Source organism: Exiguobacterium sp. s181 (assembly GCF_018617125.1).
GTDB lineage: Bacteria > Bacillota > Bacilli > Exiguobacteriales > Exiguobacteriaceae > Exiguobacterium > Exiguobacterium profundum.
In genome coordinates, this window is the sequence record NZ_JACSJM010000002.1 from 429,884 (window position 1) to 455,009 (window position 25,126).

25 protein-coding genes and 1 other annotated feature are annotated in these 25,126 nt (G+C 49.3%); all 25 genes read left to right on the forward strand.

The genetic code is table 11. The features are described 5' to 3' along the window. Window positions 1-13 precede the first annotated feature (13 nt). The 25 genes from rpmF to KNO70_RS08695 all read left to right on the forward strand — a co-directional run bounded on the left by rpmF (window position 14) and on the right by KNO70_RS08695 (window position 25,062). The gene (gene rpmF, locus KNO70_RS08575; RefSeq protein WP_015881300.1) at window positions 14-187 is read left to right on the forward strand and encodes a 50S ribosomal protein L32; all 174 of its coding nucleotides are present in this window, start codon (window positions 14-16) and stop codon (window positions 185-187) included. Window positions 188-303: 116 nt separating this feature from the next. Next, the gene (locus tag KNO70_RS08580; protein ID WP_214733668.1) at window positions 304-1,146 is read left to right on the forward strand and encodes a ketopantoate reductase family protein; all 843 of its coding nucleotides are present in this window, start codon (window positions 304-306) and stop codon (window positions 1,144-1,146) included. After that, on the forward strand, window positions 1,140-1,499 hold the full coding sequence (locus KNO70_RS08585) for a DUF3397 domain-containing protein (protein WP_015881302.1): 360 nt from the start codon (window positions 1,140-1,142) through the stop codon (window positions 1,497-1,499). The genes KNO70_RS08580 and KNO70_RS08585 overlap by 7 nt, the downstream gene beginning before the upstream one ends. 24 nt (window positions 1,500-1,523) lie before the next feature. Next, the gene (bshC, locus tag KNO70_RS08590) at window positions 1,524-3,080 is read left to right on the forward strand and encodes a bacillithiol biosynthesis cysteine-adding enzyme BshC (RefSeq protein ID WP_214812175.1); all 1,557 of its coding nucleotides are present in this window, start codon (window positions 1,524-1,526) and stop codon (window positions 3,078-3,080) included. Between the two features lie 158 nt (window positions 3,081-3,238). Then, window positions 3,239-4,171 (forward strand): 16S rRNA (cytosine(1402)-N(4))-methyltransferase RsmH, encoded by a 933-nt coding sequence (gene rsmH, locus KNO70_RS08595; RefSeq protein WP_015881304.1) that lies wholly within the window; start codon window positions 3,239-3,241, stop codon window positions 4,169-4,171. A 24-nt stretch (window positions 4,172-4,195) separates the two neighbouring features. Beyond that, window positions 4,196-4,558 carry a cell division protein FtsL gene (ftsL, locus tag KNO70_RS08600; RefSeq protein WP_015881305.1) on the forward strand — a complete coding sequence of 121 codons (363 nt, stop codon included), beginning with the start codon at window positions 4,196-4,198 and terminating at the stop codon, window positions 4,556-4,558. Continuing rightward, on the forward strand, window positions 4,558-6,705 hold the full coding sequence (locus KNO70_RS08605) for a penicillin-binding protein (RefSeq protein WP_078146646.1): 2,148 nt from the start codon (window positions 4,558-4,560) through the stop codon (window positions 6,703-6,705). Before ftsL ends, KNO70_RS08605 begins: the two co-directional genes overlap by 1 nt. A gap of 57 nt (window positions 6,706-6,762) precedes the next feature. Next, window positions 6,763-8,067, forward strand: a complete 1,305-nt coding sequence (locus tag KNO70_RS08610; RefSeq protein ID WP_214812177.1) for a UDP-N-acetylmuramoyl-tripeptide--D-alanyl-D-alanine ligase — start codon at window positions 6,763-6,765, stop codon at window positions 8,065-8,067. Window positions 8,068-8,088: 21 nt separating this feature from the next. Next, on the forward strand, window positions 8,089-9,048 hold the full coding sequence (mraY, locus tag KNO70_RS08615) for a phospho-N-acetylmuramoyl-pentapeptide-transferase (protein WP_078146648.1): 960 nt from the start codon (window positions 8,089-8,091) through the stop codon (window positions 9,046-9,048). 13 nt (window positions 9,049-9,061) lie between these two features. After that, window positions 9,062-10,399, forward strand: coding sequence for a UDP-N-acetylmuramoyl-L-alanine--D-glutamate ligase (gene murD, locus KNO70_RS08620; protein WP_078146649.1), 1,338 nt, complete (start codon window positions 9,062-9,064; stop codon window positions 10,397-10,399). Then, window positions 10,396-11,472 carry an undecaprenyldiphospho-muramoylpentapeptide beta-N-acetylglucosaminyltransferase gene (murG, locus tag KNO70_RS08625; protein ID WP_078146650.1) on the forward strand — a complete coding sequence of 359 codons (1,077 nt, stop codon included), beginning with the start codon at window positions 10,396-10,398 and terminating at the stop codon, window positions 11,470-11,472. Before murD ends, murG begins: the two co-directional genes overlap by 4 nt. Window positions 11,473-11,486: 14 nt before the next feature. Next, window positions 11,487-12,257 (forward strand): cell division protein FtsQ/DivIB, encoded by a 771-nt coding sequence (locus KNO70_RS08630; RefSeq protein ID WP_015881311.1) that lies wholly within the window; start codon window positions 11,487-11,489, stop codon window positions 12,255-12,257. Window positions 12,258-12,484: 227 nt separating this feature from the next. Then, window positions 12,485-13,771, forward strand: coding sequence for a cell division protein FtsA (gene ftsA, locus KNO70_RS08635; RefSeq protein ID WP_078146652.1), 1,287 nt, complete (start codon window positions 12,485-12,487; stop codon window positions 13,769-13,771). A gap of 46 nt (window positions 13,772-13,817) precedes the next feature. Further along, on the forward strand, window positions 13,818-14,960 hold the full coding sequence (ftsZ, locus tag KNO70_RS08640) for a cell division protein FtsZ (protein ID WP_015881313.1): 1,143 nt from the start codon (window positions 13,818-13,820) through the stop codon (window positions 14,958-14,960). 51 nt (window positions 14,961-15,011) lie between these two features. Next, window positions 15,012-15,773 carry a peptidoglycan editing factor PgeF gene (gene pgeF, locus KNO70_RS08645; RefSeq protein ID WP_214687901.1) on the forward strand — a complete coding sequence of 254 codons (762 nt, stop codon included), beginning with the start codon at window positions 15,012-15,014 and terminating at the stop codon, window positions 15,771-15,773. Further along, the gene (locus KNO70_RS08650) at window positions 15,770-16,423 is read left to right on the forward strand and encodes a YggS family pyridoxal phosphate-dependent enzyme (protein WP_078146654.1); all 654 of its coding nucleotides are present in this window, start codon (window positions 15,770-15,772) and stop codon (window positions 16,421-16,423) included. Before pgeF ends, KNO70_RS08650 begins: the two co-directional genes overlap by 4 nt. Window positions 16,424-16,446: 23 nt before the next feature. Further along, window positions 16,447-16,917: a cell division protein SepF gene (locus KNO70_RS08655; protein ID WP_214687903.1), complete on the forward strand. Its 471-nt coding sequence runs from the start codon at window positions 16,447-16,449 to the stop codon at window positions 16,915-16,917. A 4-nt stretch (window positions 16,918-16,921) separates the two neighbouring features. Next, entirely contained in the window at window positions 16,922-17,191 is a 270-nt protein-coding gene (locus tag KNO70_RS08660; RefSeq protein WP_015881317.1) for a YggT family protein, read from the forward strand. 3 nt (window positions 17,192-17,194) lie between these two features. Beyond that, the gene (locus tag KNO70_RS08665; protein ID WP_214684525.1) at window positions 17,195-17,965 is read left to right on the forward strand and encodes a YlmH family RNA-binding protein; all 771 of its coding nucleotides are present in this window, start codon (window positions 17,195-17,197) and stop codon (window positions 17,963-17,965) included. 18 nt (window positions 17,966-17,983) lie between these two features. Then, window positions 17,984-18,532 (forward strand): DivIVA domain-containing protein, encoded by a 549-nt coding sequence (locus KNO70_RS08670; RefSeq protein ID WP_074037318.1) that lies wholly within the window; start codon window positions 17,984-17,986, stop codon window positions 18,530-18,532. 3 nt (window positions 18,533-18,535) lie between these two features. Continuing rightward, window positions 18,536-18,755, forward strand: a binding site (T-box leader). 52 nt (window positions 18,756-18,807) lie between these two features. Continuing rightward, the gene (gene ileS, locus KNO70_RS08675) at window positions 18,808-21,534 is read left to right on the forward strand and encodes an isoleucine--tRNA ligase (protein WP_214684523.1); all 2,727 of its coding nucleotides are present in this window, start codon (window positions 18,808-18,810) and stop codon (window positions 21,532-21,534) included. Window positions 21,535-21,591: 57 nt separating this feature from the next. Next, complete coding sequence (gene lspA, locus KNO70_RS08680; RefSeq protein WP_078146657.1) at window positions 21,592-22,065, forward strand: signal peptidase II; 474 nt, start codon at window positions 21,592-21,594, stop codon at window positions 22,063-22,065. Continuing rightward, entirely contained in the window at window positions 22,065-22,976 is a 912-nt protein-coding gene (locus KNO70_RS08685) for an RluA family pseudouridine synthase (RefSeq protein WP_214687907.1), read from the forward strand. The genes lspA and KNO70_RS08685 overlap by 1 nt, the downstream gene beginning before the upstream one ends. Window positions 22,977-23,130: 154 nt before the next feature. Then, the gene (gene pyrR / locus KNO70_RS08690) at window positions 23,131-23,709 is read left to right on the forward strand and encodes a bifunctional pyr operon transcriptional regulator/uracil phosphoribosyltransferase PyrR (protein ID WP_251024823.1); all 579 of its coding nucleotides are present in this window, start codon (window positions 23,131-23,133) and stop codon (window positions 23,707-23,709) included. 48 nt (window positions 23,710-23,757) lie between these two features. Next, the gene (locus KNO70_RS08695) at window positions 23,758-25,062 is read left to right on the forward strand and encodes a uracil-xanthine permease family protein (protein WP_214812180.1); all 1,305 of its coding nucleotides are present in this window, start codon (window positions 23,758-23,760) and stop codon (window positions 25,060-25,062) included. The last annotated feature ends 64 nt before the right edge of the window (window positions 25,063-25,126 follow it).

Below are 25,126 nucleotides of genomic sequence, written 5' to 3' on the forward strand. Positions count from 1 at the left end.
GAGGTGGACAACGATGGCAGTACCATTCCGTAGAACGTCGAAAACTCGCAAACGTCTTCGTCGTACTCACTTCAAACTCAACGTACCTGGTATGAACGAGTGCCCGAACTGTGGCGAAATGAAACTTTCACACCGTGTTTGCAAATCTTGCGGACATTACAACGGTAAAGAAGTAACAAGCAAATAATGCTTGAAGGAGTGACCTGTTCTCAGGTTACTCCTTTTTTGTTTGTCATTTTTGGGTCATGGTGAAAAGATGTGGTAAACTTTTTGTGCGAAAATAGTTCGAATAGGAGGAGGGCCATGATGAACTCCATCAAACGAATTGGTATCATAGGAAACGGAGCGGTCGGATTATTGATGGCATCTGTGCTCGCAGACGATTACGACGTGACGCTCTACGGAAGGATCGGGTCATCTGATCCACTTTTCATCACACGGACCGGCGTGACGGAAGGGACGGCACGTGTGTCGTTACGGTCAAGTCAGACGCTTCAGGAAACGGACGAGGATCTTTTTTTTGTCACGACGAAAGCCCATCAAGTCGAGGAAGCGACGGCCCGACTCTCGGGTAAGGTGCCCGTCTTTATTTGTTCGAACGGGATTGCCCATCTGGAATATGCGAAACGTCGAGGATTTCATTTAGGTGTCGTCGAGCATGGGGTGACGAAGCGTGGTCATGAGGTTGAGCATCGTGGACTCGGACGGATTCGAATTGGAAGTACGTCGGGGCTCCATCCTCTATCATTTCAAGAGAGCCCACTTCACATCGTGTGGGAAGAAGATATTGAACAAGTCGTCATTGAAAAATTGTTTGCTAATGCCATCATCAATCCCATAACGGCATTATGCCGGGTCCCGAATGGAGCCCTCGCCGGCTCACCATATCGAGAAATCGCACAATCGATTTACGATGAGTTGGTGCCTTTGTTTGCGCAGCAAGTCTCATTTTCCTACATCGAGACGATTATCGAACGTACCGCACAGAATCGCTCCTCGATGTTGCGCGATGTTGAAGAAGGTCGGCCGACAGAGGTGGATGCGATTTTGAAACCGGTGATTGAGAAAGCCAAACAGATGCAGATTTCTCTCACTGTCATTCCGCTATTACATAAACTGATTCTAGGAGCGAGCGCATCGTGTTAGTGTATATCGTTTCATTTCCACTCATCTTATGGTTTATGGTGTATATGATACTTAGAAAAATTATGCCGAAATCAATCAACTCATTCAAACTCGCATGCGATGCCGGGGTCATCCTTTGGTTTTACGCTTGCAGTATTTTACTTGAGGCCATCGTCGGGACGGATATGTTGCTATTATTGCTCGCAGCCTGCTGTGCGATTTTCCCGATCAACGCGATTTGGCAGCGGATTCGTTATGAGGAAGTGCTGTTCACGAAGATGTTCGTGCATGGCTGGCGGTTACTCTTCTTGTTACTTGTCCCGACCCACGCCATTTTATTCGCGATCGGTGTAGCCCAAGGCATGATTCGTTGATTGATTGAAAGGAAGTTGTTATACGTGAAGGTAGAAGCATTTGATGCGCTATATGCATCCACATCACCGATGATTCAAATCAGTCATGGATATGGTCGCTGGCTCGATTATCGAGGGATGGATGAAATCGAAAAACGTGCCGAGGAGGTCTCAGGGCGCACCTATGAGCATCTGCCGGAGCTCGTCGAGATAATCAAGGGGCAACAAGAACAGTTCGGGGAACTTTCGGAAGAGTTGGAAGCGAATCTGGAGTTACTCGCTCAGCGAAAAGCGTACGTGATCGTGACGGGGCAACAGGTCGGCGTATACGGAGGACCTTTATTTGCCGTATACAAACTGTTAGCGGTCATCAAACGGGCGAAGCAGGCCGAAGCGAAATTAGGGAAACCGGTCCTTCCTGTTTTCTGGATGGCGACGGAAGACCATGACTTTGCTGAAATCAACCATGTCTACACGACACAGGCGTTTTCGAGGACGTTGAAAAAAGATGCCTTGTCATCGTTACCGCTTGCAGGAAAAGCATCGGTAGGGGACTTAGAGTTCGAACGGGTAAAACTCGAACTTGTTCAAATGGCGCAACGTCTGCTATTGAATGAAACTGAGACACCGTATACATCGCATTTGTATCGTGAGCTGATTGACCTCATTCAAGCGAGTCGTTCGTTCGCTCACTTTTTCGGTGGCATGATGCGGCGATTCGTCGGGTCTGACTTTTTATTGTTTGACCCGCATGCGAAAGACGTACGGGCTCTCGAACGACCGATGTTCCGAAGTCTCATCGAGTATCATGACAAGCTCCATGAAGCGCTCGGTCATGCGTATGAAGAAGGGATGCCATCGGTCGACTTGAACAGAGATGCGTCCCATCTGTTTTATCACGATGGGACACGAGAGCTGCTCACGAAGGTCGATGGGGTGTTCACGACAAAGCGAGGACATCGCTTCACTGAAGACGAACTGCTCACAGAGATAGAGGCGCATCCGGAACGTTTCTCAAATAACGTGGTCTCCCGTCCGCTCATGCAGGATTTCCTGTTCCCGACTGTTGGGTATGTGGCAGGTCCCGGTGAAATTGCCTATTGGCTCCAGCTTCGACCGCTCTTCCACGAGATGGGATGGAAGATGCCGCTTCTCTTGCCACGTCTTGGTGCGTTGATCGTGTCAAGAAATGATGAGAAGAAGCTTCGTCAAGAAAGCGTGACATTGGAGGAGTATATGAAGCAACCGCTCCCGGATCATGCATTTGACGATGAAGCGTTTGAAGAAAAGCTATATGCGTATCGGACGCTCACAGAAGCCGTCAGTCATGAGGCAGGGAAACAAGGAAGACGATTTGAGGAGAAGTCGAGACATGTGCTCGAGCGATTGGCGGATGAGATGCGTGCTGAATCGAAGCGAGAACAATATCGCTTGAATGCACGACGGATTCATCTGTCGACCCGGCTGTTTCCGATGGATGCCCCTCAAGAGCGCATCATCTCGATGGTTCCGATATTAAATCGTCACGGACTAGACGTGTTTAAACGATTGAGACAGGTTTATGAACAATCTGATGCGGAGCGATGTTTGTTCTATGTATAATCTTTTTTGAGAGCTCTTGACATTTGTCGAGAGCTTTTTTTTCGTTGTTACCTTTTTGTTTCCTCTTTTCACTAAAAACCTGTACGGGCCTTGACATTTTTATGATAAAGTAAGTGTAATAAAACAGTTGAAATATGTAGGTTGAGAGGGTTTTTTGAATGTTTGAGCATGAAACGGTTTTAAAAATGGAGTCCATTGAGGGATTGAACATCAAACCAGATGGAGTATATGTCGATTGTACGTTAGGTGGAGCGGGTCATAGTGAAGAAATCGCAAAGCGTCTAACGACGGGTCAACTATATGCGTTCGACCAAGATGACGTCGCGCTCGCACATGCGAAAGAGCGATTGGCTCCTTATGAAGGCCGTGTGACGTTTATAAAGAGCAATTTCGTTCACTTGAAGGAAGAACTCGCCCAACGTGGTGTGACAAAAGTGGACGGTGTACTATTCGACCTAGGCGTCTCTTCGCCACAGCTAGATGAAGCGGAGCGCGGGTTCAGTTACAACTATGACGCACCGCTCGATATGAGAATGGACCGGTCTCGGGACTTTTCAGCCTATCATGTTGTGAATGAATGGTCGTTCGGAGAACTTGCTCGTATTTTCTTTACATACGGGGAGGAAAAGTTTTCAAAGCAAATCGCACGAAAGATTGAGCAAGCCCGTGCCGATAAACCGATTGAGACGACATTCGAGCTTGTCGACTTGATTAAAGAAGCGATTCCTGCACCAGCTAGACGAAAAGGTGGACACCCGGCGAAGCGGACGTTCCAAGCGATTCGAATCGCCGTCAATGACGAGTTGAACGTATTCGACCGCGCCGTTCAAGATGCGATTGATTTACTCGCAGTGAACGGACGCATCTGTGTCATCACGTTCCATTCGTTAGAAGACCGCATTTGTAAACAAGTGTTCAAAGAGCGTAGCCAGCATCCACCGTTACCACCGGGGTTGCCGGTCATTCCGAAAGAATTTGAACCGGAACTCAAACTCATCACCCGTAAGCCAATCGTGGCGAGTGAGGGAGAACTTGAAGATAACCGTCGTTCACGCTCCGCTAAGTTGAGAGTGGCCGAAAAACAAAAATAACCGAGAGTGTAGGAGGGATACCTGATGCCAGAAGCTGCCCGTAAGGCGTTGCAGCCTCAAGTAACACCGAATCGAAATCCGATTCCGCAAGAACGACCAATACCTGCTCCAAAACGACGCACCTTGACCTTGTTTGAATCGATCCTGTATCCAGTGATGATTGGTTCAGTGGTCATGTTCGGTGGCATCACGGTGTCGAAGCACAATGAAGCGTATAATATTATGCGTGATACAGCAGCCGTCAATCAGCAGGTCGACGGGGTTGCAAAAGAAAACGAAGAACTAAAGTATGAAATCGCCCAATTAAGCTCGCCCGAAAGAATTTATGCGATTGCCGAGAAGCTCGGAATGAAATTCAATGAAAAGAATGTCAAGGTGATTGATTGATGAATTCTTTAAAACAGAGTAAAAAAAGAGTGGCGTGGGTAGCGATTGTCTGCTTCACCCCGCTCTTTTTATTTTTTGTTGGATGGTTCCTTTATTTATCCGTCACCCATACGTACAAAGGGGAGAACATGCTCGCATTCGCGGAAGAGCAACGGTGGAAAGCGGTCAGTACGTTAGAAGCGGAACGGGGCGAGGTATATGATCGCTTCGGTCAACCGATTGCCATCAACATTCCATCATACCGGCTCGTTGCCGTTTTGAAACTCGGTGGTGAGCGGGTCAAAGGGAAGACGCTTATGCCCGATGAGTTCGCCGAAGCGGCGAAGCAATTGTCGACCGTGCTTCCTATGACAGAAGCCGATTTATTGAAACGGCTTGAACAAAATGCCGACCTTGGACAAATCGAGTTCGGTGTTCCCGGTCGTGACTTGACCGTAGAACAAAAAGAAGAGATCGAAGCATTCGACCTAAACGGCATCACGTTTGTCGAGGAACCGAAGCGCTATTACCCGAACAAAGTATTTGCTTCCTCGGTAATCGGATATGCCCAGAAAATTGACCAGAACGGTCGTATCGAACTCGTCGGTGAATTAGGGATTGAAAAGTCTCTGAATGATATTTTAAGTGAATCGTACGGTCTGTATCGATTTGAGAAAGATTTGGCAGGTCGTGAACTCATATCGAGTGACGAGCAGTTGAAGATTGAACCGGAAGACGGGGCGGACGTCCAATTGACAATCGACCACAGAATCCAACAGTTGCTCGAAACGAAGATGAATGAGTTGTATGAGGAGTATGAGCCGAAACATGCGACGGCAATCATCATGGACCCGAAAACGGGAGAGATCATCGCACTATCGGACCGACCATCGTTTGATCCGAACACACGCGAGATTTCTTCGTACAGTAACTTCTCTGTTTCGTCTCGATTCGAACCTGGATCGACGATGAAGATCTTTACGCTCGCGGCAGCCATCAACGAAGGCGTGTACAATCCGAATGAGCTGTACAAATCCGGTTCATACAAATATGGCAAGACGGTCTTCAATGATTACAACATTACGGGATGGGGTACCATTCCTATGGTAGAAGGCGTCTGGCATTCGTCGAACGTAGCATTCTCGATTTTAGCGAACGAACGACTTGGTCTCAGTCGATATGAAGATTACTTTAAAGCTTTCAAGTTTGATCAGCGGACAGGAATCGATTTGCCTGGAGAGGTCAATAGTCAATTCGATTTCGAAAGTCCGATGAACGTCTTGATTACGGCATGGGGACAATCGACAGCGGTGACACCGATGCAAATTTTGCAAGCGACATCGGCCATCGCAACGGATGGGACGATGAAGCAACCGCACCTCATCAAGAAAATCGTCAACAGCGAGACCGGCGAAACGATTCGGACGACCAATCCGAAAGAAGTCGGTCAACCGATCACGGCGGAGACAGCCAAAAAGACACGTGAAGCGCTCGACGGTGTCGTCAATAGCGATGTGGGAACCGGGCAACTGTATGCGTTAGACAACTATCGTGTCGTCGGAAAGACCGGTACCGCTCAAATCGCCGAGAACGGAAAATATTTGAGTGGACAGTATATTCACTCATTCGTCGGGATGGCTCCGGAAGACGATCCGGAACTTGTCATGTATATCGCGGTGGACAGACCGAACAGTGACTCGTCTACGACCGGGCCACGAATCATGGCGCCACTTTTCAAAGACGTGATGGATGTCGCGTTACGTTACCGGAGTGTCGAGCCTGAAAAACAAGAAAAAGCGGTCGAAGCCTCGACGAAGACAACGTCTTCTTATATCGGTCAAAACCGTGAAGAGGCAGTGAACGCATCGACGGAGAATTCCTTCAATCCGATCGTGTTAGGTGATGGAGACGAAGTGATCGCGCAGAGTCCTGTGAAAGGACAATCGTATGTCGTCGGTGAACGATTGTTGCTAAAAACGAGCGAGTCGTTTACGATGCCTACATTAAAAGGTTGGTCGTTACGTGACGTCAAACGTTTAGCGACCCTTTATCAATTAAATTTAGAAATCGACGGTACCGGATTTGTCACATCGCAATCGATTGGCAAAGGGAAACCGGTCAAAACAGGTGCCTCCTTGAAAGTGAAGTTGGAGACACCGTCGAATTAACGCACGAGATGAAGAGGGCTGCGGCTCTCTTTTCCTATGTAAGAGGAGGAAGTTTGTATGGAACAACTGACAGTTCAAAAATTGGCATCATGGTTTGGGATGGATCTACATGACGAGCGTCTCGTCGAACGGGTCGCCACAGATTCGAGAGATGCAAACGAGGCGGGTCTCTTCGTCCCAATCGTCGGGGCGCGAGTCGACGGCCATGACTACATCGAGGCGGCCGTTGAAAAGGGTGCGATTGTCACGTTCTGGGAAGAGGGTCGCCCTCAACCAGACAACCTGGTTGTCATCCCTGTGAAATCGACGGTCGAGGCATTGCAAACAGCAGCAGCCCGATATTTAGAAGAGATTAATCCGCTCGTCGTCGCCATTACGGGCTCGAATGGGAAGACGTCGACAAAAGACATGGTCGCTGTCGTGCTCGAGGAGAAGTTCAAGACGCATAAGACAGCCGGAAATTTCAACTCGGACGTCGGCTTACCACTTACCGTTCTCAGAATGCCGCGAGATACGGAAGTAGCCGTCCTCGAGATGGGGATGAACGGATTCGGTCAAATCGAGACGTTGTCAAAACTTGCTAAGCCGGATGTGGCGTTTGTGACGAATATCGGGGAGTCTCACGGTGAACAAGTCGGCGGGCGGACAGGTATCGCCAAGGCGAAACTTGAGATCAAGGCAGGTCTCAAAGCGAACGGTCGCTTGATCGTCGATGCGGATGAGCCACTTCTTTCTGGTCAAGGCTATCGCGTCGGATATGATGAGACGGCAGACGGGAAAATTGAAGTGATCGAAACGACGTTTGACGCATCGATCTTTAAATATAACGGGGACTTGTATGAACTGAAGGTGCTCGGTGCCCATCAGATTCGAAACGCAGCCTATGCGATTGCGTGTGGACTTGCGTTCGGTCTCGATCATGCGATGATTCAACGTGGCCTAGACCGAATCAAGTTGACGTCGATGCGAATGGAAAAACAGATGTTCGGGGAAGCACACCTCATTAACGACGCCTACAACGCGAGTCCGACGTCGATGATTGCAGCGATTGAGACGGTCAAGTCGCTTGAAGGGTTCTCGAAGCGTGTGCTCGTCCTTGGAGATATGTACGAGTTAGGTGCCGACGAACAAATGCAACACGAACAAGTCGGTGGCGCGGTGGCGTCTCCCGTGACCGATTGTATTCTCGTCGGCGACAAAGCAAAATGGATTGCCGACGGAATTCAAGATTCACGAGTGAACGTTAAAATGGTCCCGACAGTTGAGGAAGCGAAGGCGCTCCTTCATCATTATCAACGACCGGATACTGTGGTATTGTTAAAGGCATCTCGAGGACTGGCGCTTGAGCGTCTTGTTCAATAAATAGAGTAGTGAGGTAGCAACATGTTAATTAGTTTAATCGTATTAATCAGTTCATTATTAACTGTCTTGATCGTGATGCCGCGAGCCATCCCAGCATTGCGTCAATTAAAGTTCGGACAAGAGATTCGTGATGAAGGTCCAGGTTGGCACCAGAAGAAGTCGGGTACACCGACGATGGGTGGGATTGTCATCCTGCTCGCCATCCTCGTCGGATTCATCGTATCCGTCATCTTCGGCGAAGCGGTCGCAGGATTCGGTACCCTTCTATTCGTTACGATGGCATTCGGTGTCATCGGTTTCTTGGATGACTACATCAAAGTCGTCAATAAACGAAACCTCGGATTGACGTCCCTTCAGAAGTTGATCGGTCAAATCGTGGTATCGGTATTGTTTGCATGGTTCTTGTCACTCGGAGGAGACCTCGATACATCAATCTCGATCCCGTTCACGTCGATTTCGTTCGATACTGGATGGTTCTATATCGCCATCGTCATCTTCTGGCTCGTCGGGTTCTCGAACGCTGTCAACTTGACGGATGGATTAGACGGACTCGTCTCGTTCTCGGCCATCCCGACGTTCACATTCTTTGGGATTTACGCCCTTACACAAGATGAACTTGGGATTGCTTGGTTCGCGTTTGGGGTCGTCGGTGCCTTGATCGGGTTCCTAGTCTTCAATAAGTATCCGGCTAAAATCTTCATGGGGGACACCGGTTCGCTCGCACTAGGCGGAGCCGTCGCTGGACTCGCTTTGATGTTGAAGCTCGAATTACTTCTCGTCTTCGTCGGCATCATCTTCGTCATCGAGACGTTGAGCGTCATCTTGCAAGTCATCTCGTTTAAAACGACGGGGAAACGACTCTTCAAGATGAGTCCGATCCATCACCACTTCGAAATGGTCGGGTGGTCAGAATGGCGCATCGTACTCACGTTCGGAGGCATCAGTTTAATTACAGCAGGTTTATCATTACTACTCATGTAAAAGGGTGAGACAGATGGAAAAGCAATGGCACGGTAAAAAAGTTCTTGTCCTCGGTGCTGCGAAGAGCGGTATTGCGGCGGCGACATATCTGCATCATGCGGGAGCAGATGTGACGATCAATACGGGGAATATCCCTCCGGAAGACGAACAGGAAAAAATTCAGGCTCTCGGGATTCAATCGGTGTTTAACGAGCATCCCCTCGCTCTGTTGAATGAGACAGAGGTGATTGTCAAAAACCCAGGCATCCCGTATCAGATTCCATTGCTTCAGGAAGCGATGTCTCGTCATATCCCGATCTATACTGAAGTGGAACTTGCTTATTTAGCAACGGAGGCGGAATTTGTTGCCATCACTGGCTCAAATGGGAAAACGACAACCACGACACTCGTCTATGAATTGCTCAAAGGTGGGGAGCGTCCGGTGCATCTTGCGGGAAACATCGGATTCCCTGCGATTGAAGTGGCGTCTCAGGCGAAGGCGGGCGATTTGATTGTGATTGAATTGTCGAGTTTTCAATTGATGGGGATTGAGTCGTTTCATCCTCGCTCGGCGGCACTACTCAATCTATCGGAAGCTCATTTGGACTATCATGGGGATTTTGATGCGTATGCGGATGCAAAAGGAAACTTGTTCCGTCGAATGACGAATGCAGATCAAATCGTCGTGAAAGTGACAGATCCGGAAGTTATGAAACGTGTCCCGGGAGAGATTGAACCGACTACGTTCAGCTTTGACCGGGGTGACGCTTCTGTCGTCGATGGATGGGTCACGGTTCGTGGTGAAAAAATCATGCCGGTAAATGAGTTGGCATTAGGCGGGGCGCACAACGTGGAAAATGTATTGGCTGCACTACTCTTAGTGGAACCATTCGCTATTCCACGTACGCATATCGAACGTGTGTTACGAAACTTCGGTGGCGTCGCGCATCGGACCGAGAGTCTCGGTGATGTGCTCGGACGTGCCGTCTACAATGATTCGAAAGCGACGAACAACGTGGCGGCGGAAGCTGCGTTACGTGGATTTGACGCCCCAATCGTCTGGCTTTGTGGTGGTCTCGAGCGTGGTGCGGACTTATCTTCGCTCGCCCCGGCTCTCTCAAACGTAAAAGCTGTCATCGCGTATGGTGAGACGAAAGAGCGTTTTAAAGAGCTCGGCGAGTCCCGACAGATTCCATCTTTCACCGTCGAGACGTTGGCAGACGCCGTTCCGCTCGCGTTTGAGCAATCCGAGACGGGAGACGTCATCTTACTCTCACCCGCTTGTGCTAGCTGGGATCAATTTAAAACGTTTGAAGAACGAGGCGAGCAGTTCGTTCAACTCGTCCGTTCATATGAGGAGGCGAACCGATGAAAATCATGATTTCTGGTGGTGGTACCGGTGGTCATATTTATCCGGCACTCGCATTGATTGAAACGCTAAAAAAACGTCACCCGGATTTACAGGTACAATACATCGGGACGGAGAATGGGTTAGAAGCTGATCTCGTACCGCGAGCCGGTGTCCCGTTCAAGTCGATTCAAATCGCAGGTCTGAAGCGTTCCCTTTCACTCGAGAACGTGAAGACAGCCTACTGGTTTTTGAAAGCCGTTCGGGCATTGAAAAAAGACATGGCGGCGTTTAAGCCGGACGTCGTGATTGGGACGGGTGGTTTCGTATCCGGCCCCGTCGTCTATACGGCACAACAGCTTGGGATCCCCACGATTCTGCATGAACAAAACAGTATCCCGGGATTAACTAACAAATTCTTATCGAAGAAAGCCAATCGGGTTGCCCTCTCGTTCAAAGGCTCAGATGTCCATTTCCCGGGTGCGAACGTTCGCTTGATTGGAAACCCGCGTGGTAGCGAAGTCTTGCAAACGGAAGTCGATGAGGCGTCCGTCCGCGAACAGTATCGTTTAGATGACCGTCCGATCGTCTTGGTGTATGGTGGGAGCCGCGGAGCCGAGGCAATCAACCGAGCGGTCGTGGAAGCGATCCCGTCGCTCTCAGAATTGCCAATCAACGTCCTTTACGTCACGGGGAAAGTGCATTTCGATGCGGTGTCGAAACAGGCGCCATCTTCTGATAATGTACACATCCATCCATACGTGTACGATATGCCATCTTTACTCGCCTGTACGTCACTCGTCATCTCACGAGCTGGCGCTTCGACGATTTCAGAATTGACCGCCATTGGTTTACCGAGCATTTTGGTACCTAGTCCGTACGTGACAGCTGACCATCAAACGAAAAATGCTTCGGCCCTCGTCGAGAACGGGGCGGCCATCCTTTTGAAAGAAGAGGCGTTGACGGGTGTTACGCTCGTAGAAGCGATTCGTCAAGCACTCGAACAGCGTGATGAGATGGCGAACGCATCGCGTGCACTCGGTTTCCCGGACGCGTCAGATGCATTGGCCGACCTGGTAGAAGAAGTCATTCAATAAAGGAGTAGAACCCGATGGAACCAAGCCAACAAACGGTACGTAGTCTCGAAGACCGTATTCCATACATGAAAAAACAACGGCGTAAAAAAGCGAACCGTCGGATGTTCTCTGTACTCTCACTGTTTGGAATTCTCATCCTACTCGTGGTCTACATGCAGACTTCGATGTCGAACGTGAAAGAAGTGAAGGTATCGGGTCTTTACTGGTTAGAAGAAACGTACGTGTTTCAGGACATGAAGCTCGATTCATCGACGAAGTTTGTCAGTCTGTCCCCAAACAAGATGAGTGAACAGATGGAAAAGTTGCCTGGTGTCAAACGGGTAGAAATCGATCGTTCTTGGTATAACAAGGTTCAAATCACCGTGACAGAAGAGAAAATGATCGCTTATGCGAAAGCGGAAAAAGGAGATGTCGTCGTGTTAGCCGACGGTTCACTCCATCCGACCGGAGCCATCACCGATCCGCAAAAGCTAAAGGATGGACCACTCTTACGAGAGTTCAACACAGAAGAAGAACTCGAAAAGATCGCTAGTGAACTCGAGCGGGTCGATGATGCGACGCGGGCTCGTATGTCAGAAGTAATCTTATCAAAACGAAAAGATGAGCCAACGCGATACGAGATTTTTATGAACGATGGCAACACGTTACTCACACCGACATTGAAGTTAAGCGAGACCGTATCAAAGTATGGAGAAATTTATGAAAACATCCCGAAAGGTGAGCGTGGGACCGTCGTCATGGATGGTGGATTTTACTTTGTTCCATACAAGAAAACGAATGAATAATCAGTTATATTACAGTCCTTAGACACATAAGGGCTGTTTTTTTGTCGTTTGTAAACGAATTGATAACGCGAAACCGCTTAAATTGTAGGATTCTACCTTTTCTCACTATCTTATTTGTTGTAAACTTAGACGTGAGATATCTTGTCGAAACCAATAATTTTTTTGGATATCTGTATATGTGTCAAGCAATTGGAACAGGAAAACTATAGAGCGGAGGTGTTTCCCTTTTGGAAGCGAATGGTTATGTGGCCGCATTAGATATTGGAACGTCAGAGATTAAGCTCGTCGTCGGTGAATTGCTCGGCGGAACGCTTAATATTTTGGCAGAAGGGTGTGCACCGTCTGCGGGTGTAAAACGTGGCGCTGTCGTAGACATCGATAAAACAGTCCAAGCAATCAAACAGGCCGTTGAGCACGCTGAGACATCGCTAGGAGATCAAATTCGATCTGTATACGTTGCCATCGAAGGGGAACATATCCAAATTGCCCCATGTCATGGAATTGCATCCGTGAAGCGAGAAGATCAAGAAATTACCGACGCAGACGTGATGGAAGTCATCAACTCGGCACAAGTGATGCGATTACCGGACGAGATGAGTGTCATCGATGTGATCCCATCTTCATTCACGGTTGATCAGCAAACCGGCGTTGTCGATCCACGGGGCATGTTAGGCTATCGACTTGAGATGCACGGGAAAATGGTGACCGGGTCGAAGACCATTTTACATAGTATTCGTCGTTCGATTGAACGGGCAGGATTACAACTCGAAGGTTTTATTCTAGGAAACCTTGCCCTCGGTATGAGCGCAGCTTCTGTAGATGAAATCGATTTAGGAATCGGGCTTGTCGATGTCGGACATGAAAAGACGACGGTCTCCGTATTTTATCGGGGAGATCTCGTCTACTCGTATATCCTCCCGGTCGGTGGAGATCATATGACGAGAGACTTGGTCTATAAACTCAATTGTAAATATCAAGACGCCAAAGTGGCGAAAGAAGAATATGGTCTCGCTCTTGAAGAAATGGCTGATGAGACAGAAGGTTTCTCCTACACGAACATCAATGGGGAAGTGGCGTTCGAACCACAGTCAGAAATTAGCTACGTTTTAGAAGCGAGAATAGAGGAAATGTTTACCCTTATGTTGAATAAGGTTCAAAAAGTAGGTGTTCCGATGCTGAATGGCGGATACTTACTTTGCGGTGGGGCAGCTGCTCTACCTGGTATTCAGGAGTTGGCGACTCGTATTATGGGCCAAAAGACGAGATTGTATCAACCATCGTCGATTGGTGTCAGACATCCAAAATACGCGACAGCCGTCGGCGTGTTGAAATATGTCTTGATGAGTGATCATCACGTTTCGAAATCTCAGCTTGAAAAACCGGAAGTTCGCCAGGAAACACTTCACAAGAAGCCGGAAGCGACCGATATTCATGTAGGAGAGAACGAATACGAGAGCGATCAAGAGTCGAAAAAAGGGTTTAGTCGTTTGATGGAAAAATTATTTGGCGTTTAAGCTGACGATGTAATACAACTTGGAAAATACGTAGGGGGATACCTGAATGATGTACTTTGATGAGGCGATTGACGCCGTAGCGAAAATTAAAGTAATTGGAGTCGGTGGCGGCGGGTCAAACGCCGTTAACCGCATGATTGAACATGGGGTACAAGGAGTCGAGTTCATCGCAGTCAACACGGATGCACAAGCGTTGAACATGTCGAAAGCCGACGTGAAGCTTCAGCTTGGTGCAAAATTGACACGTGGTCTCGGTGCAGGTGCGAACCCGGATATCGGTAAAAAAGCGGCTGAAGAAAGCCGCGAACAGTTGATTGAAGCACTTGACGGTGCGGACATGGTGTTCGTCACGGCTGGGATGGGTGGCGGAACCGGAACAGGTGCCGCTCCAGTCATCGCCGAGATTTCAAAAGAAATCGGCGCACTCACGGTCGGTGTCGTGACGAAACCGTTCATGTTCGAAGGACGGAAGCGTATGCAACACGCACAGCACGGCATTCAAGCGTTCAAAGAAAAAGTAGATACCCTCATTGTGATTCCGAACGATAAGCTCCTTGAAATCGTGGAACGCAACACACCGATGATCGAAGCGTTCCGTGAAGCGGATAACGTCCTCCGTCAAGGTGTACAGGGGATCACGGACTTGATTGCCATCCCGGGTCTCATTAACCTCGACTTCGCGGACGTAAAAACGATCATGACGGAGAAAGGGTCTGCCCTCATGGGTGTCGGTGTCGCGACAGGTGAAAACCGTGCCGTTGAAGCAGCGAAGAAAGCCATTTCGTCACCACTTCTCGAATCTTCAATCGAAGGTGCGAAAGGTGTCTTGATGAACATCACTGGTGGACTTAGCCTCAGCTTGTTCGAAGTGACAGAGGCGGCTCAAATCGTTCAAAGTGCGGCCGATGAAGAAGTGAACTTGATCTTCGGTTCGGTCATCAACGAAAACTTGAACGATGAGATCATCGTCACCGTGATTGCAACTGAATTCGCTGAAGAAGCACAAGGGACGAACCCGTTCCTTCAGCAGCCGAAAAAACAGCCTGAGGTTGAGAACAAGGAACCCCAACCAAAAGCAAATGAAGCGGCTCAACAAGACGAAGGGAACTTCCATCGCCCAGTGTATGGAGGAGACGTCCCAGACGAGACGATCAACATCCCTGCGTTTGTGAGACAACGCCGTAACTAAACAACTAGGGGTGCCGGTACTCGGCATCCCTTTTTCTAAAAGGAGAGACCGATGCAACTGCTACATACTTGGGAAACCGAAACAGCCCGTTATCATGCTTACGTGACGACACGAAAAGATGGACACAATGCGGGAAACGTCGGACTGCACGTGGGCGATGAAATCGACCGCGTCGTCGAAAATCGGCAACAGTTCTTTCAACAAGCTGGGCTCGCGTTAGAGGACTCCGTGTGGGCGGATCAAGTGCACGGCACAGCGGTCCAGGTCGTCGATTCGTCGGACAAAGGTAAGGGTGCGTTTCGATATGAAGAGGCGATCCCGAAAACAGACGGTCTTCTCACGACCGAAGACGCGCTACCGTTAGCCCTCGTCTTTGCTGACTGTGTGCCTCTCTTCTTCTGTGCGAAAGATCATGGGGTCATCGGCATCGCTCATGCTGGGTGGAAGGGGACGGTCGGAAACATCGTCAAGACCATGATGCAGATGTTTGCTGAGAAGGGAATCGAGGCGACCGATGTAGAAATGCTCGTCGGTCCGTCCATCTCAGGAAGTGACTATGAGGTCGATGGTCGTGTCCTGCATGCCGTCCGGGACGTTTCGCCGGTCGCATATGAACGGGCAGTGCGAAACGAATCGGGAGACCACGCCCTCTTGTCCCTTCAAACCGTCAATGAAGTATTGGCAAAAGAACATGACACTGCGGTCATGCAATCGAATTTAACGACTGGCGCGGACAGCCCGTTTTTCTCCTATCGAGACGGAGAGACGAAACGTCGGTTTGCGGCAGTCATCGTCAAGGAGCGGAAATCGTGAGTATTTCAGATAATGTAAAACAAGTTCAATCCATCATTTCATCACACGTTCAAGAAGTTGAGCCGACACTCATCGCCGTCACGAAATCCGTAGGCGTAGATGTGGCCAACGCTCTTTACGCAGAAGGAATTCGTGATTTCGGAGAAAACCGTCCGGATTCACTGCTCGAGAAAGTTGAAGGGATGCCGAAGGATGTCAGATTTCATTTTATCGGTACGTTACAAACACGAAAAGTGAGACAAATCATTGATTACGTCGCGGCCATCCACTCTCTTGACCGGTTGTCTCTCGCAGCAGAGATTGACAAGCGCGCGAGCCGAACCATCGATTGTTTCGTTCAAGTGAACACGTCAGGAGAAGATTCAAAACATGGTCTCGAAATAGAGGAAGTCGTGCCCTTCATCGAGAACTGTAAACAGTATCCTCATATTCGAATCATCGGGTTGATGACGATGGCACCATTCACTGAAGAAGAGTCAACACTTCGTGAAACGTTCCGCCGTCTCCGTCATCTACGTGATGAAGTGAAGGCAAATGCGTATGAACACGCACCATGCACGGAGCTGTCGATGGGGATGTCAAACGATTATCCAATCGCGATTGAAGAAGGCGCATCGTTTGTTCGTATTGGTACCGTACTTGTGCAATAATATATCTTAAGGAGGAATCCGTTATGTCAATCAAAAACAAAATGAAAGATTTCTTTGGACTCGAAGAAGATCCGAACAACACATATGATGAAGAAGAGTATGCTGTCGCAAATGCAGCAGCTCCTTCTACAACCGAAACATCGGTTGTCAGACAGGATGATCGTCCAAAATCAGCGAACAATCTCGTGGCGTTAAATACGAAAAAGAAAGACCGTTCGAAAGTCGTATTGGCTGAGCCACGTGTGTTCGCTGAAGCGCAAGACATTAGCGATCATTTGAAAGAAAACCGTGCTGTCATCGTCAACCTTCAGCGCATGTCAAAAGAGCAATCGCGTCAAGTCGTCAACTTCCTCTCAGGTGTCGTATACGCCCTTGAGGGATCGATGACTTCGATTGGACATAACACGATTCTGTGTACTCCGAACAACGTCGAATTGACTGGTTCAATCTCAAACTTGATATCGGAGGATGAACTTCACAGTAAAGGGTGGTAACTGAATGGAAAACGTAATCCCTGCCTTAGGCAACACGTTGAGCGACTTACTTGGCATCTATAGTTGGGTCCTCATCGGCTATATCTTATTATCGTGGTTCCCGAACGCACGCGAATCTAAATTTGGTCAAATCTTATCGTTTTTGTGTGAACCGTTCTTGGCGCCGTTTCGCCGAATCATCCCGCCGATTGGTGGCATGCTCGATATCTCCCCAATCGTCGCGTTGTTCGTGCTTCGCATGGCACAAGCCGGAATCGCTGCGATCTTTGGGTGACGTATGAGCGTCTATGACCATTATCGACCAAGTGAACGCGCGTTCGTGGAACAAGTGCTCGACTGGGTACAACAAGTGGAGAATAGCTATGTGTTGAAATTGACGGATTTTCTCGATCCACGTGAACAGCAAATCGTCAAACAACTCGTCGGGAAACAACTTGTCATTCATGATGATGGCGGATTTGAAGGCGCGGAACGACGTCGTCTGATTTTAGCGCCGGATTACTATGAACTCAATCCAGATGATTTTGAGATTGAGATCCGTCGAATCGAGTACCCAACAAAATTCGTGGACTTGACGCATCGACAAGTGACAGGGACATTGCTGAACGCTGGACTGAAACGTCAAAAGTTCGGAGATGTCGTTCTTGACGATGAGATTGTACAATTTGCGACGACGCGTGAAGCGGTCGGGTTCATTGAAATGAATCTCGAGCGTGTCGGAAAAGCAAAAGTCCGTATTTCCTCTGTCTCGAAAGAAGAGATTCTCGTCGTTCCAAAAACGGAGTGGATAGAAGGCTTTGGCATCGTGTCCTCGTTACGATTTGATACGGTTGCAAGCGAGGTGCTCAACATCTCTCGGCAAAAAGCGCAAGCGCTCGTCAAACACGGCGACTGTAAAGTGAATCATAAAGTCATTGAAGACGCGAGCTTCATCCTTGAACCGGATGATCTTTTATCCGTCCGTGGATATGGTCGCATCAAATTGATGGAGATTCTCGGATCGACCAAACGTGAAAAAATTAAAATCCAGTATGGCACCATACGTTGAAATTAGGAGGAAAGTCGAATGGCGTTGACACCGATTGATATTCATAATAAAGAATTCTCTTCCCGTTTTCGTGGGTACGACATCGATGAGGTCAATGAATTTTTAGATCAAATCATTAAAGAGTTTGAACTATTGATTCGTGAGAATCGACGGTATGAAGAACTTGTCAACGATATGCAAGCCCGCATTGACTACTTCTCCTCGATGGAAGATACGTTGAACAAATCGATTATCGTCGCGCAGGAAGCGGCGGAAGAAGTGAAGAACAATGCTCAAAAAGAAGCGAGTCTCATCTTGAAACAAGCGGAACGTGAAGCGTTCGCTCGTGAAGAGGAAGCGGCGCGCAAAGAGCAACTTGCTGAACGGGAAGTCGTTCAGATGCTCAAGAAAGTCGAGTTGTATCGGACACGCTTCCGCGTCCTCGTCGATGCGCAAATGGAACTTCTCAACAGTACGGAATGGGAAACGATTGTCGGGGAACCGCCTGTGCAGACGGTTCTTGACGATAGAACAGAACTTGCGTATAATGACGACGAAGTCACACGTAATGAAGAACAACACGGATAAATGATCAACACGTTGAGTAGGACGCGTCGATCGAGTCATACCTATGAAGCGACTTAGGGACGGTGAGAGCCTAGGAGAAAGACTTGAATCGGTATCCCCTATGAGTCGTCACGCTGAACTGAAGTAAGCGTGACCGCCTGACCTCGTTATCGGTTACCGAGAGCGGTCTCATGATGATGAGACTAGTAGGGTGGTACCGCGAGTCAACCAACTCGTCCCTATCAGGGATGGGTTGGTTTTTTTGTTTTCTAAAAAATGTTGATGGAGGAGTTTCGATGAACTACAAAGACACGCTATTAATGCCAAACACAGAATTCGCGATGCGTGGGAATTTACCAAAGCGCGAGCCAGCGATGCAAACAGAATGGGAAGATATGGCCCTTTACAACAAGGTACAAGAAAAAAATGCTGGGAAACCACAATATATCTTACATGATGGACCTCCATATGCGAACGGTGACATCCACATGGGACACGCGATGAACAAAGTATTGAAAGACATCATCGTTCGTTTCAAAGGGATGAACGGCTATCAGTCTCCAATGATTCCAGGATGGGACACGCACGGTCTTCCAATCGAGAACGCCCTTCAAAAAGCAGGCGTCAATCGTAAGGAAATGACAGTCGCGGAATTCCGTGAAAAGTGTGCAGAGTATGCGATGGAGCAAGTGAACTCGCAACGCGAACAATTCAAACGTCTCGGTCTTCTCGCAGACTTTGAGAACCCATACATCACGCTCCTTCCTGAATACGAAGCGGCACAGATTCGTTTGTTCGGGTCGATGGCTGAGAAGGGTTATATCTACAAAGGGAAAAAACCGGTTTACTGGTCACCATCTTCCGAGTCGGCACTCGCGGAAGCAGAGATTGAATATTACGATAAAAAATCACCGGCTATCTACGTGGCGTTCCGTGTCGTGGACGGTAAAGATACGTTGACGTCAGACGATCACTTCGTCATCTGGACGACGACGCCTTGGACAATCCCGGCGAACCTTGGGATTGCGGTGAGTGACGAGTTGACTTACACGCGAATCGAACATGAAGGAAAAGGCTATATCGTCGCGGAAACGCTCGTCGAAGAAGTGACGGCAGCGCTCGGATGGACGGATTACACGGTGAGCGGGTCTTGGAACGGACGTGACTTCGAGTACATGACGGCTCAACATCCATTGTATGACCGGACGTCACTCGTCATCCTCGGCGACCACGTCACTGCGGATGCGACTGGACTCGTTCATACAGCACCTGGACACGGGGAAGACGACTATCGTGTCGGACAGGCTTACGGATTAGACGTCCTTTGCCCGGTGGATGACCGTGGCTACATGACAGACGAAGCCCCTGGTTTCGAAGGTCTCTTCTACGAAGATGCGAACAAACAAATCGGTATGAAACTTGAAGAGAATGGCTACTTGCTCAACTTGAAGTTCATCAAACACTCGTACCCGCATGACTGGCGTACGAAGAAACCGGTCATCTTCCGTGCGACGCCACAATGGTTCGCATCGATCAAAGATTTCCGTGAAGACATGCTCCGTGAAATCGAGGAAGTGAATTGGGTCCCTGAATGGGGAATGACACGTCTTTACAACATGGTCCGTGACCGTGGAGACTGGGTCATCAGCCGTCAGCGTGCTTGGGGTGTTCCAATCCCAATCTTCTATGCGGAAGATGGAACGGAAATCATCACGAACGAGACGATCGACCACATCGCGAACTTGTTCCGCGAGCACGGGTCGAACGTTTGGTATGAGCGTGAAGCGAAAGACCTTCTCCCTGCAGGGTTCACTCACCCGAACAGCCCGAACGGAGAGTTCCGTAAAGAACTCGACATCATGGACGTCTGGTTCGATTCAGGTTCTTCACACGCTGGTGTATTAGAAGAACGCGAAAACCTTCGTCGTCCGGCAGACCTTTATCTTGAAGGATCGGACCAATATCGTGGTTGGTTCAACTCATCACTCTCGACGGCCGTTGCGACGACTGGGAAAGCACCGTACCGGAACGTCTTGAGTCACGGATTCGTCCTCGATGGGGACGGACGCAAAATGTCGAAATCGCTCGGTAACACGATTGCACCGAACGATCTCGTGAAGCAGTACGGCGCCGAAATCGTACGCCTCTGGGTCGCATCCGTCGACTATCAGTCTGACGTACGCGCGTCACACGATAACTTCAAACAAGTGTCAGAAGTTTACCGGAAGATGCGTAACACGATCCGCTTCTTACTCGGGAACTTGAACGGGTTCGAGCCGTCGATGCGTGTCGCATTCGAGGATATGCCGGAAGCGGACCGCTTCATGGCGACGAAGCTCAAACAATTGCAGAAAAAAGTTGTCAAAGCATATGATGAGTTTGACTTTATGGCCGTGTATCACCTCGTTCATAACTTCTGTGTCAACGAGTTGTCATCGTTCTACCTCGACTTCACAAAAGATATCCTATATATCGAACGTGAAGACGATCTCCGTCGTCGTGCCGTTCAGACGGTCATGTACGATGCCGTCGTCCTCTTGACGAAACTATTGGCTCCAATCCTTCCACACACTGCCGATGAGGCATGGAAAGAAGTGCCTGGAAAGTCAGAAGCAAGCATCTTCTTGACGGATTTAGAAGAAGTGAGCGCGCTCACAGGAGACGAAACGGCATTACTCGAGAAGTGGTCGAAGTTCCTCGTCTTCCGCGACGACGTCCTCAAAGCGATTGAAATCGCACGTGGAGAAAAGTTAATCGGGAAACCGCTCGAGGCGAAGTTGATTCTCGCACCAAAAGCAGAGACTGCCGACTTGTTGAACACGATCGACAACGTCAGCCAACTGCTTCAAGTATCGCAAGTGGAGTGGGCTGAGACGGCAGACGTCGATTATGCGACGACGAAAATCACAGTCATGAAAGCAGATGGAGCCGCTTGTGCACGTTGTTGGACATACTCGACAGAGCTTGGACAAAACGAAGAGCATCCAGAGCTTTGCCCGCGCTGTGCATCAGTAATCGGTTAAGACGAACCGGAGTGGCGTCCCCACTCCGGTTTCTTAACGGCTTGAAAGGAGACGCATATGAAACGATATTATGGATTGGCGCTCATCTTGATTTTGATCGATCAACTCACAAAATGGGTGGTCGTTCAGACGATGACAATTGGTCAATCGATTGAAGTCATCCCGAACTTGTTATATTGGACGTCCTACCGCAACAAAGGAGCGGCTTGGGGGATGTTAGAAGGACAGATGGCGTTCTTCTTTATCATCACCATCCTCGTCGTTGCCGGACTCGTTTACTTCTTGCACAAAGAAGTGAACGGCTATCAGCTCCTCGGATATAGTGTCGGATTACTGTTAGCCGGTGCCATCGGTAACTTTATCGATCGCTTGTTCCGGAGCGAAGTCGTCGACTTTGTCGATACGTATCCGTTCGGATACAACTTCCCAATCTTTAACGTGGCTGATATGGCACTCACATTCGGTGTCATCTTGATGGTCATCGGGATTTTATTTGAAGAAAAATTACACAAAGAAAGGGGACAATCGTAATGGAATCGTATACTTTTGTCGCCGATGAAAAGGCAAGGATTGATAAGTGGGTCAGTGACCGTGGTGAATGGTCACGCTCGCAAGTACAGGAATGGATCAAGACGGGGACCCTCCTCGTCAACGGTAGTGCCGTGAAAGCGAACTACAAGCTTCAAGTGGGGGATGAAGTAGAAGTGAATGTGCCGGAAGCGGTCGAACTCGAAGTGTTGCCTGAAGACATTCCGCTCGAGATCGTCTTTGAAGATGAAGACGTCATCGTCGTCAACAAGGCACGCGGGATGGTCGTTCACCCTGCAGCCGGTCACACGTCAGGGACGCTCGTCAATGCGCTACTTTATCATTGCGATGACCTCTCGGGCATCAACGGAGTCAAACGTCCCGGAATCGTCCATCGGATTGATAAGGACACGACGGGTCTTCTCATGGTCGCTAAAAATGACTTGGCTCATGAGTCGCTCGCGAGCCAGTTGAAAGACAAGACCATCAAACGGGAGTATATCGCGCTCGTCCATGGTGAACTCGTTCACGAACTCGGAACGATTGAAGCTCCGATCGGTCGTGATACGAATGATCGTCAGCGTATGACCGTGACGGACCGGAACGCAAAAGAAGCCGTGACACACTTCCGTTTACTCGAACGTTATAAAGACTTCACGCTCGTGGAGTGTAAATTAGAAACGGGACGCACGCACCAGATCCGTGTACACATGCGTTATATCGGTCATCCGCTCGCCGGTGACCCGAAATATGGTCCACGCCGCACGATTGATTTAGGCGGTCAAGCGCTCCATGCGGCAACGCTCGGGTTCCACCATCCACGTACGAAAGAATGGATGGAGTTTGAGGCCCCATTACCAGAAGACTTCAATGCGGAACTCGCAAAATTGGATAAAATCGAGAAAACTCGTTGACTTCTGTCACATTCCGATTTATAGTCTAGGAAGCATAACACCTTTAAACCCAGTCCAGAGAGGCTGTGAAAGGATTGTGACCGCGGTCACATGTACGTCAATTCAACCCCGGCAGTCGTATGCCGTTTTTGATGAAGACTCCCTTTCCAGCCGGATGAGGGAGTCTTCTTTTTTACTGAAGTTTGGAAGGAGGAATCACGTGAAACAATCAGTCATTTTAGATGAGTCAGCCATCCGTCGTGCCTTGACCCGAATCGCACACGAGATTATCGAGCGAAACAAAGGAATCGATGACGTCGTCCTCGTCGGAATCAAGACGAGAGGCGAGACGCTCGCTGACCGACTCGCTCGCCGAATCGAGGAGATTGAAGGCAAGCCGGTCGCACTCGGCAATCTCGATATCACGCTTTACCGGGATGACTTATCGAAGAAGTCGTTAGACCCTGAAGTCAAAGCGACAGAGCTACCCCATGATATCAATGGAAAGACGGTCGTCCTCGTCGACGACGTCCTCTATACCGGTCGAACAGTTCGTGCCGCAATGGACGCGCTTGTCGACCATGGTCGTCCGGATTATATCCAACTCGCTGTCTTGATTGACCGAGGCCATCGGGAACTCCCGATTCGACCAGATTTTATCGGAAAGAACGTTCCGACGTCCAAGTCCGAGCAAGTCGTTGTCCGACTCAGTGAAGTCGACACGGCGGATGAAGTCACGATCCATCAGCAATAAACGCATACCTTTAAGGTGGTCCAGAGAGGCCAGGAAGGAGAATTCAATATGAAACAACCTGTTCTACACATCCACGAGCGTCCAGCTCACTTTCCACAATGGCTATTATTCAGCCTTCAACACGTCTTCGCCATGTTCGGAGCGACGATTTTAGTCCCGATTTTGACAGGATTAAATACATCGGTCGCCCTCGTCGCTTCCGGCGTGGCCACGCTCTCATTCTTAGCGATTACACGCTTCAAAGTCCCAACATACTTAGGTTCAAGTTTTGCCTACATCGTCCCGATTATAGCGGTCAGCCAGCAATGGGGTGTCGAAGCCGCACTCTTCGGCGGAATCGTCGCCGGGTCTGTATACGGGGTCGTTTCCTTGATCATCTATAAGACGGGCGTCAACTGGTTGCTCCGATTGCTCCCACCCGTCGTCGTCGGACCGGTCATCATGGTCATCGGACTCTCGCTCGCACCGGTCGCCATCGACATGTCGATGAATCAAGACGGTGCCTATAACGGAACGTTCATGACGACTGCCCTGCTTACACTTGGAATCACGATGCTCGCCATGACGAAGCTGAAAGGTGTCTGGGGTGCCGTCCCGATCCTCTTTGGAATCGTTGGAGGATACGCAGTCGCAGCCGCATTCGGCATCATCGATTACTCACCGATTCAACAAGCCAGCCTGTTCCAACTTCCTGACTTCACGATGGTGTTCGTCGACTACATGCCGATGTGGCAAGTCGGGGCCCTTCTCGCCATCGTTCCGGTCGCGCTCGTCACAATGACGGAGCACATCGGAGATCAAATGGTCACGTCGAAAATCATCGGACGAGAGACGATGAAAGACCCAGGTCTCCATCGCACGCTACTCGGAGACGGAGTAGGAAAAGCCGTTGCCTCTGCACTCGGTGGACCACCATGTACGACTTACGGTGAGAACAACGGCGTCATGGCAATCACACGAGTCTACAGTGTCTACGTCATCGCCGGCGCAGCACTCATGGCCATCAGCTTCGGATTCCTCGGTCACATTGAAGCGTTCATCTCGACCATCCCGAACCCGGTCAAAGGTGGAATCTCGATCCTCTTGTTCGGTGTCATCGCGTCGAACGGATTACGGACGATGGTGGAGAGCAAAGTCGACTTGGCAGAAAAGCGCAACTTGATCATCTCATCGGTCATCCTCGTCATCGGACTCGGTGGTGCGATGGTTCAAATCGGGAGCTTCCCGGTACAAGGCATGGCGCTTGCGACGGTCGTCGGTATTTTGTTAAACGCCATCTTACCGCATGAAGAAGACGATACAGCAGTCGAAGTCAACACAACTGAAGAAACGAAACAAGCAAGTAACTTTTAATTCGATCCCGTGAGGTCGGCAAAGTGAAGGCTCGTTTATTTGGGTGTACCCTGCCCAGATAAAG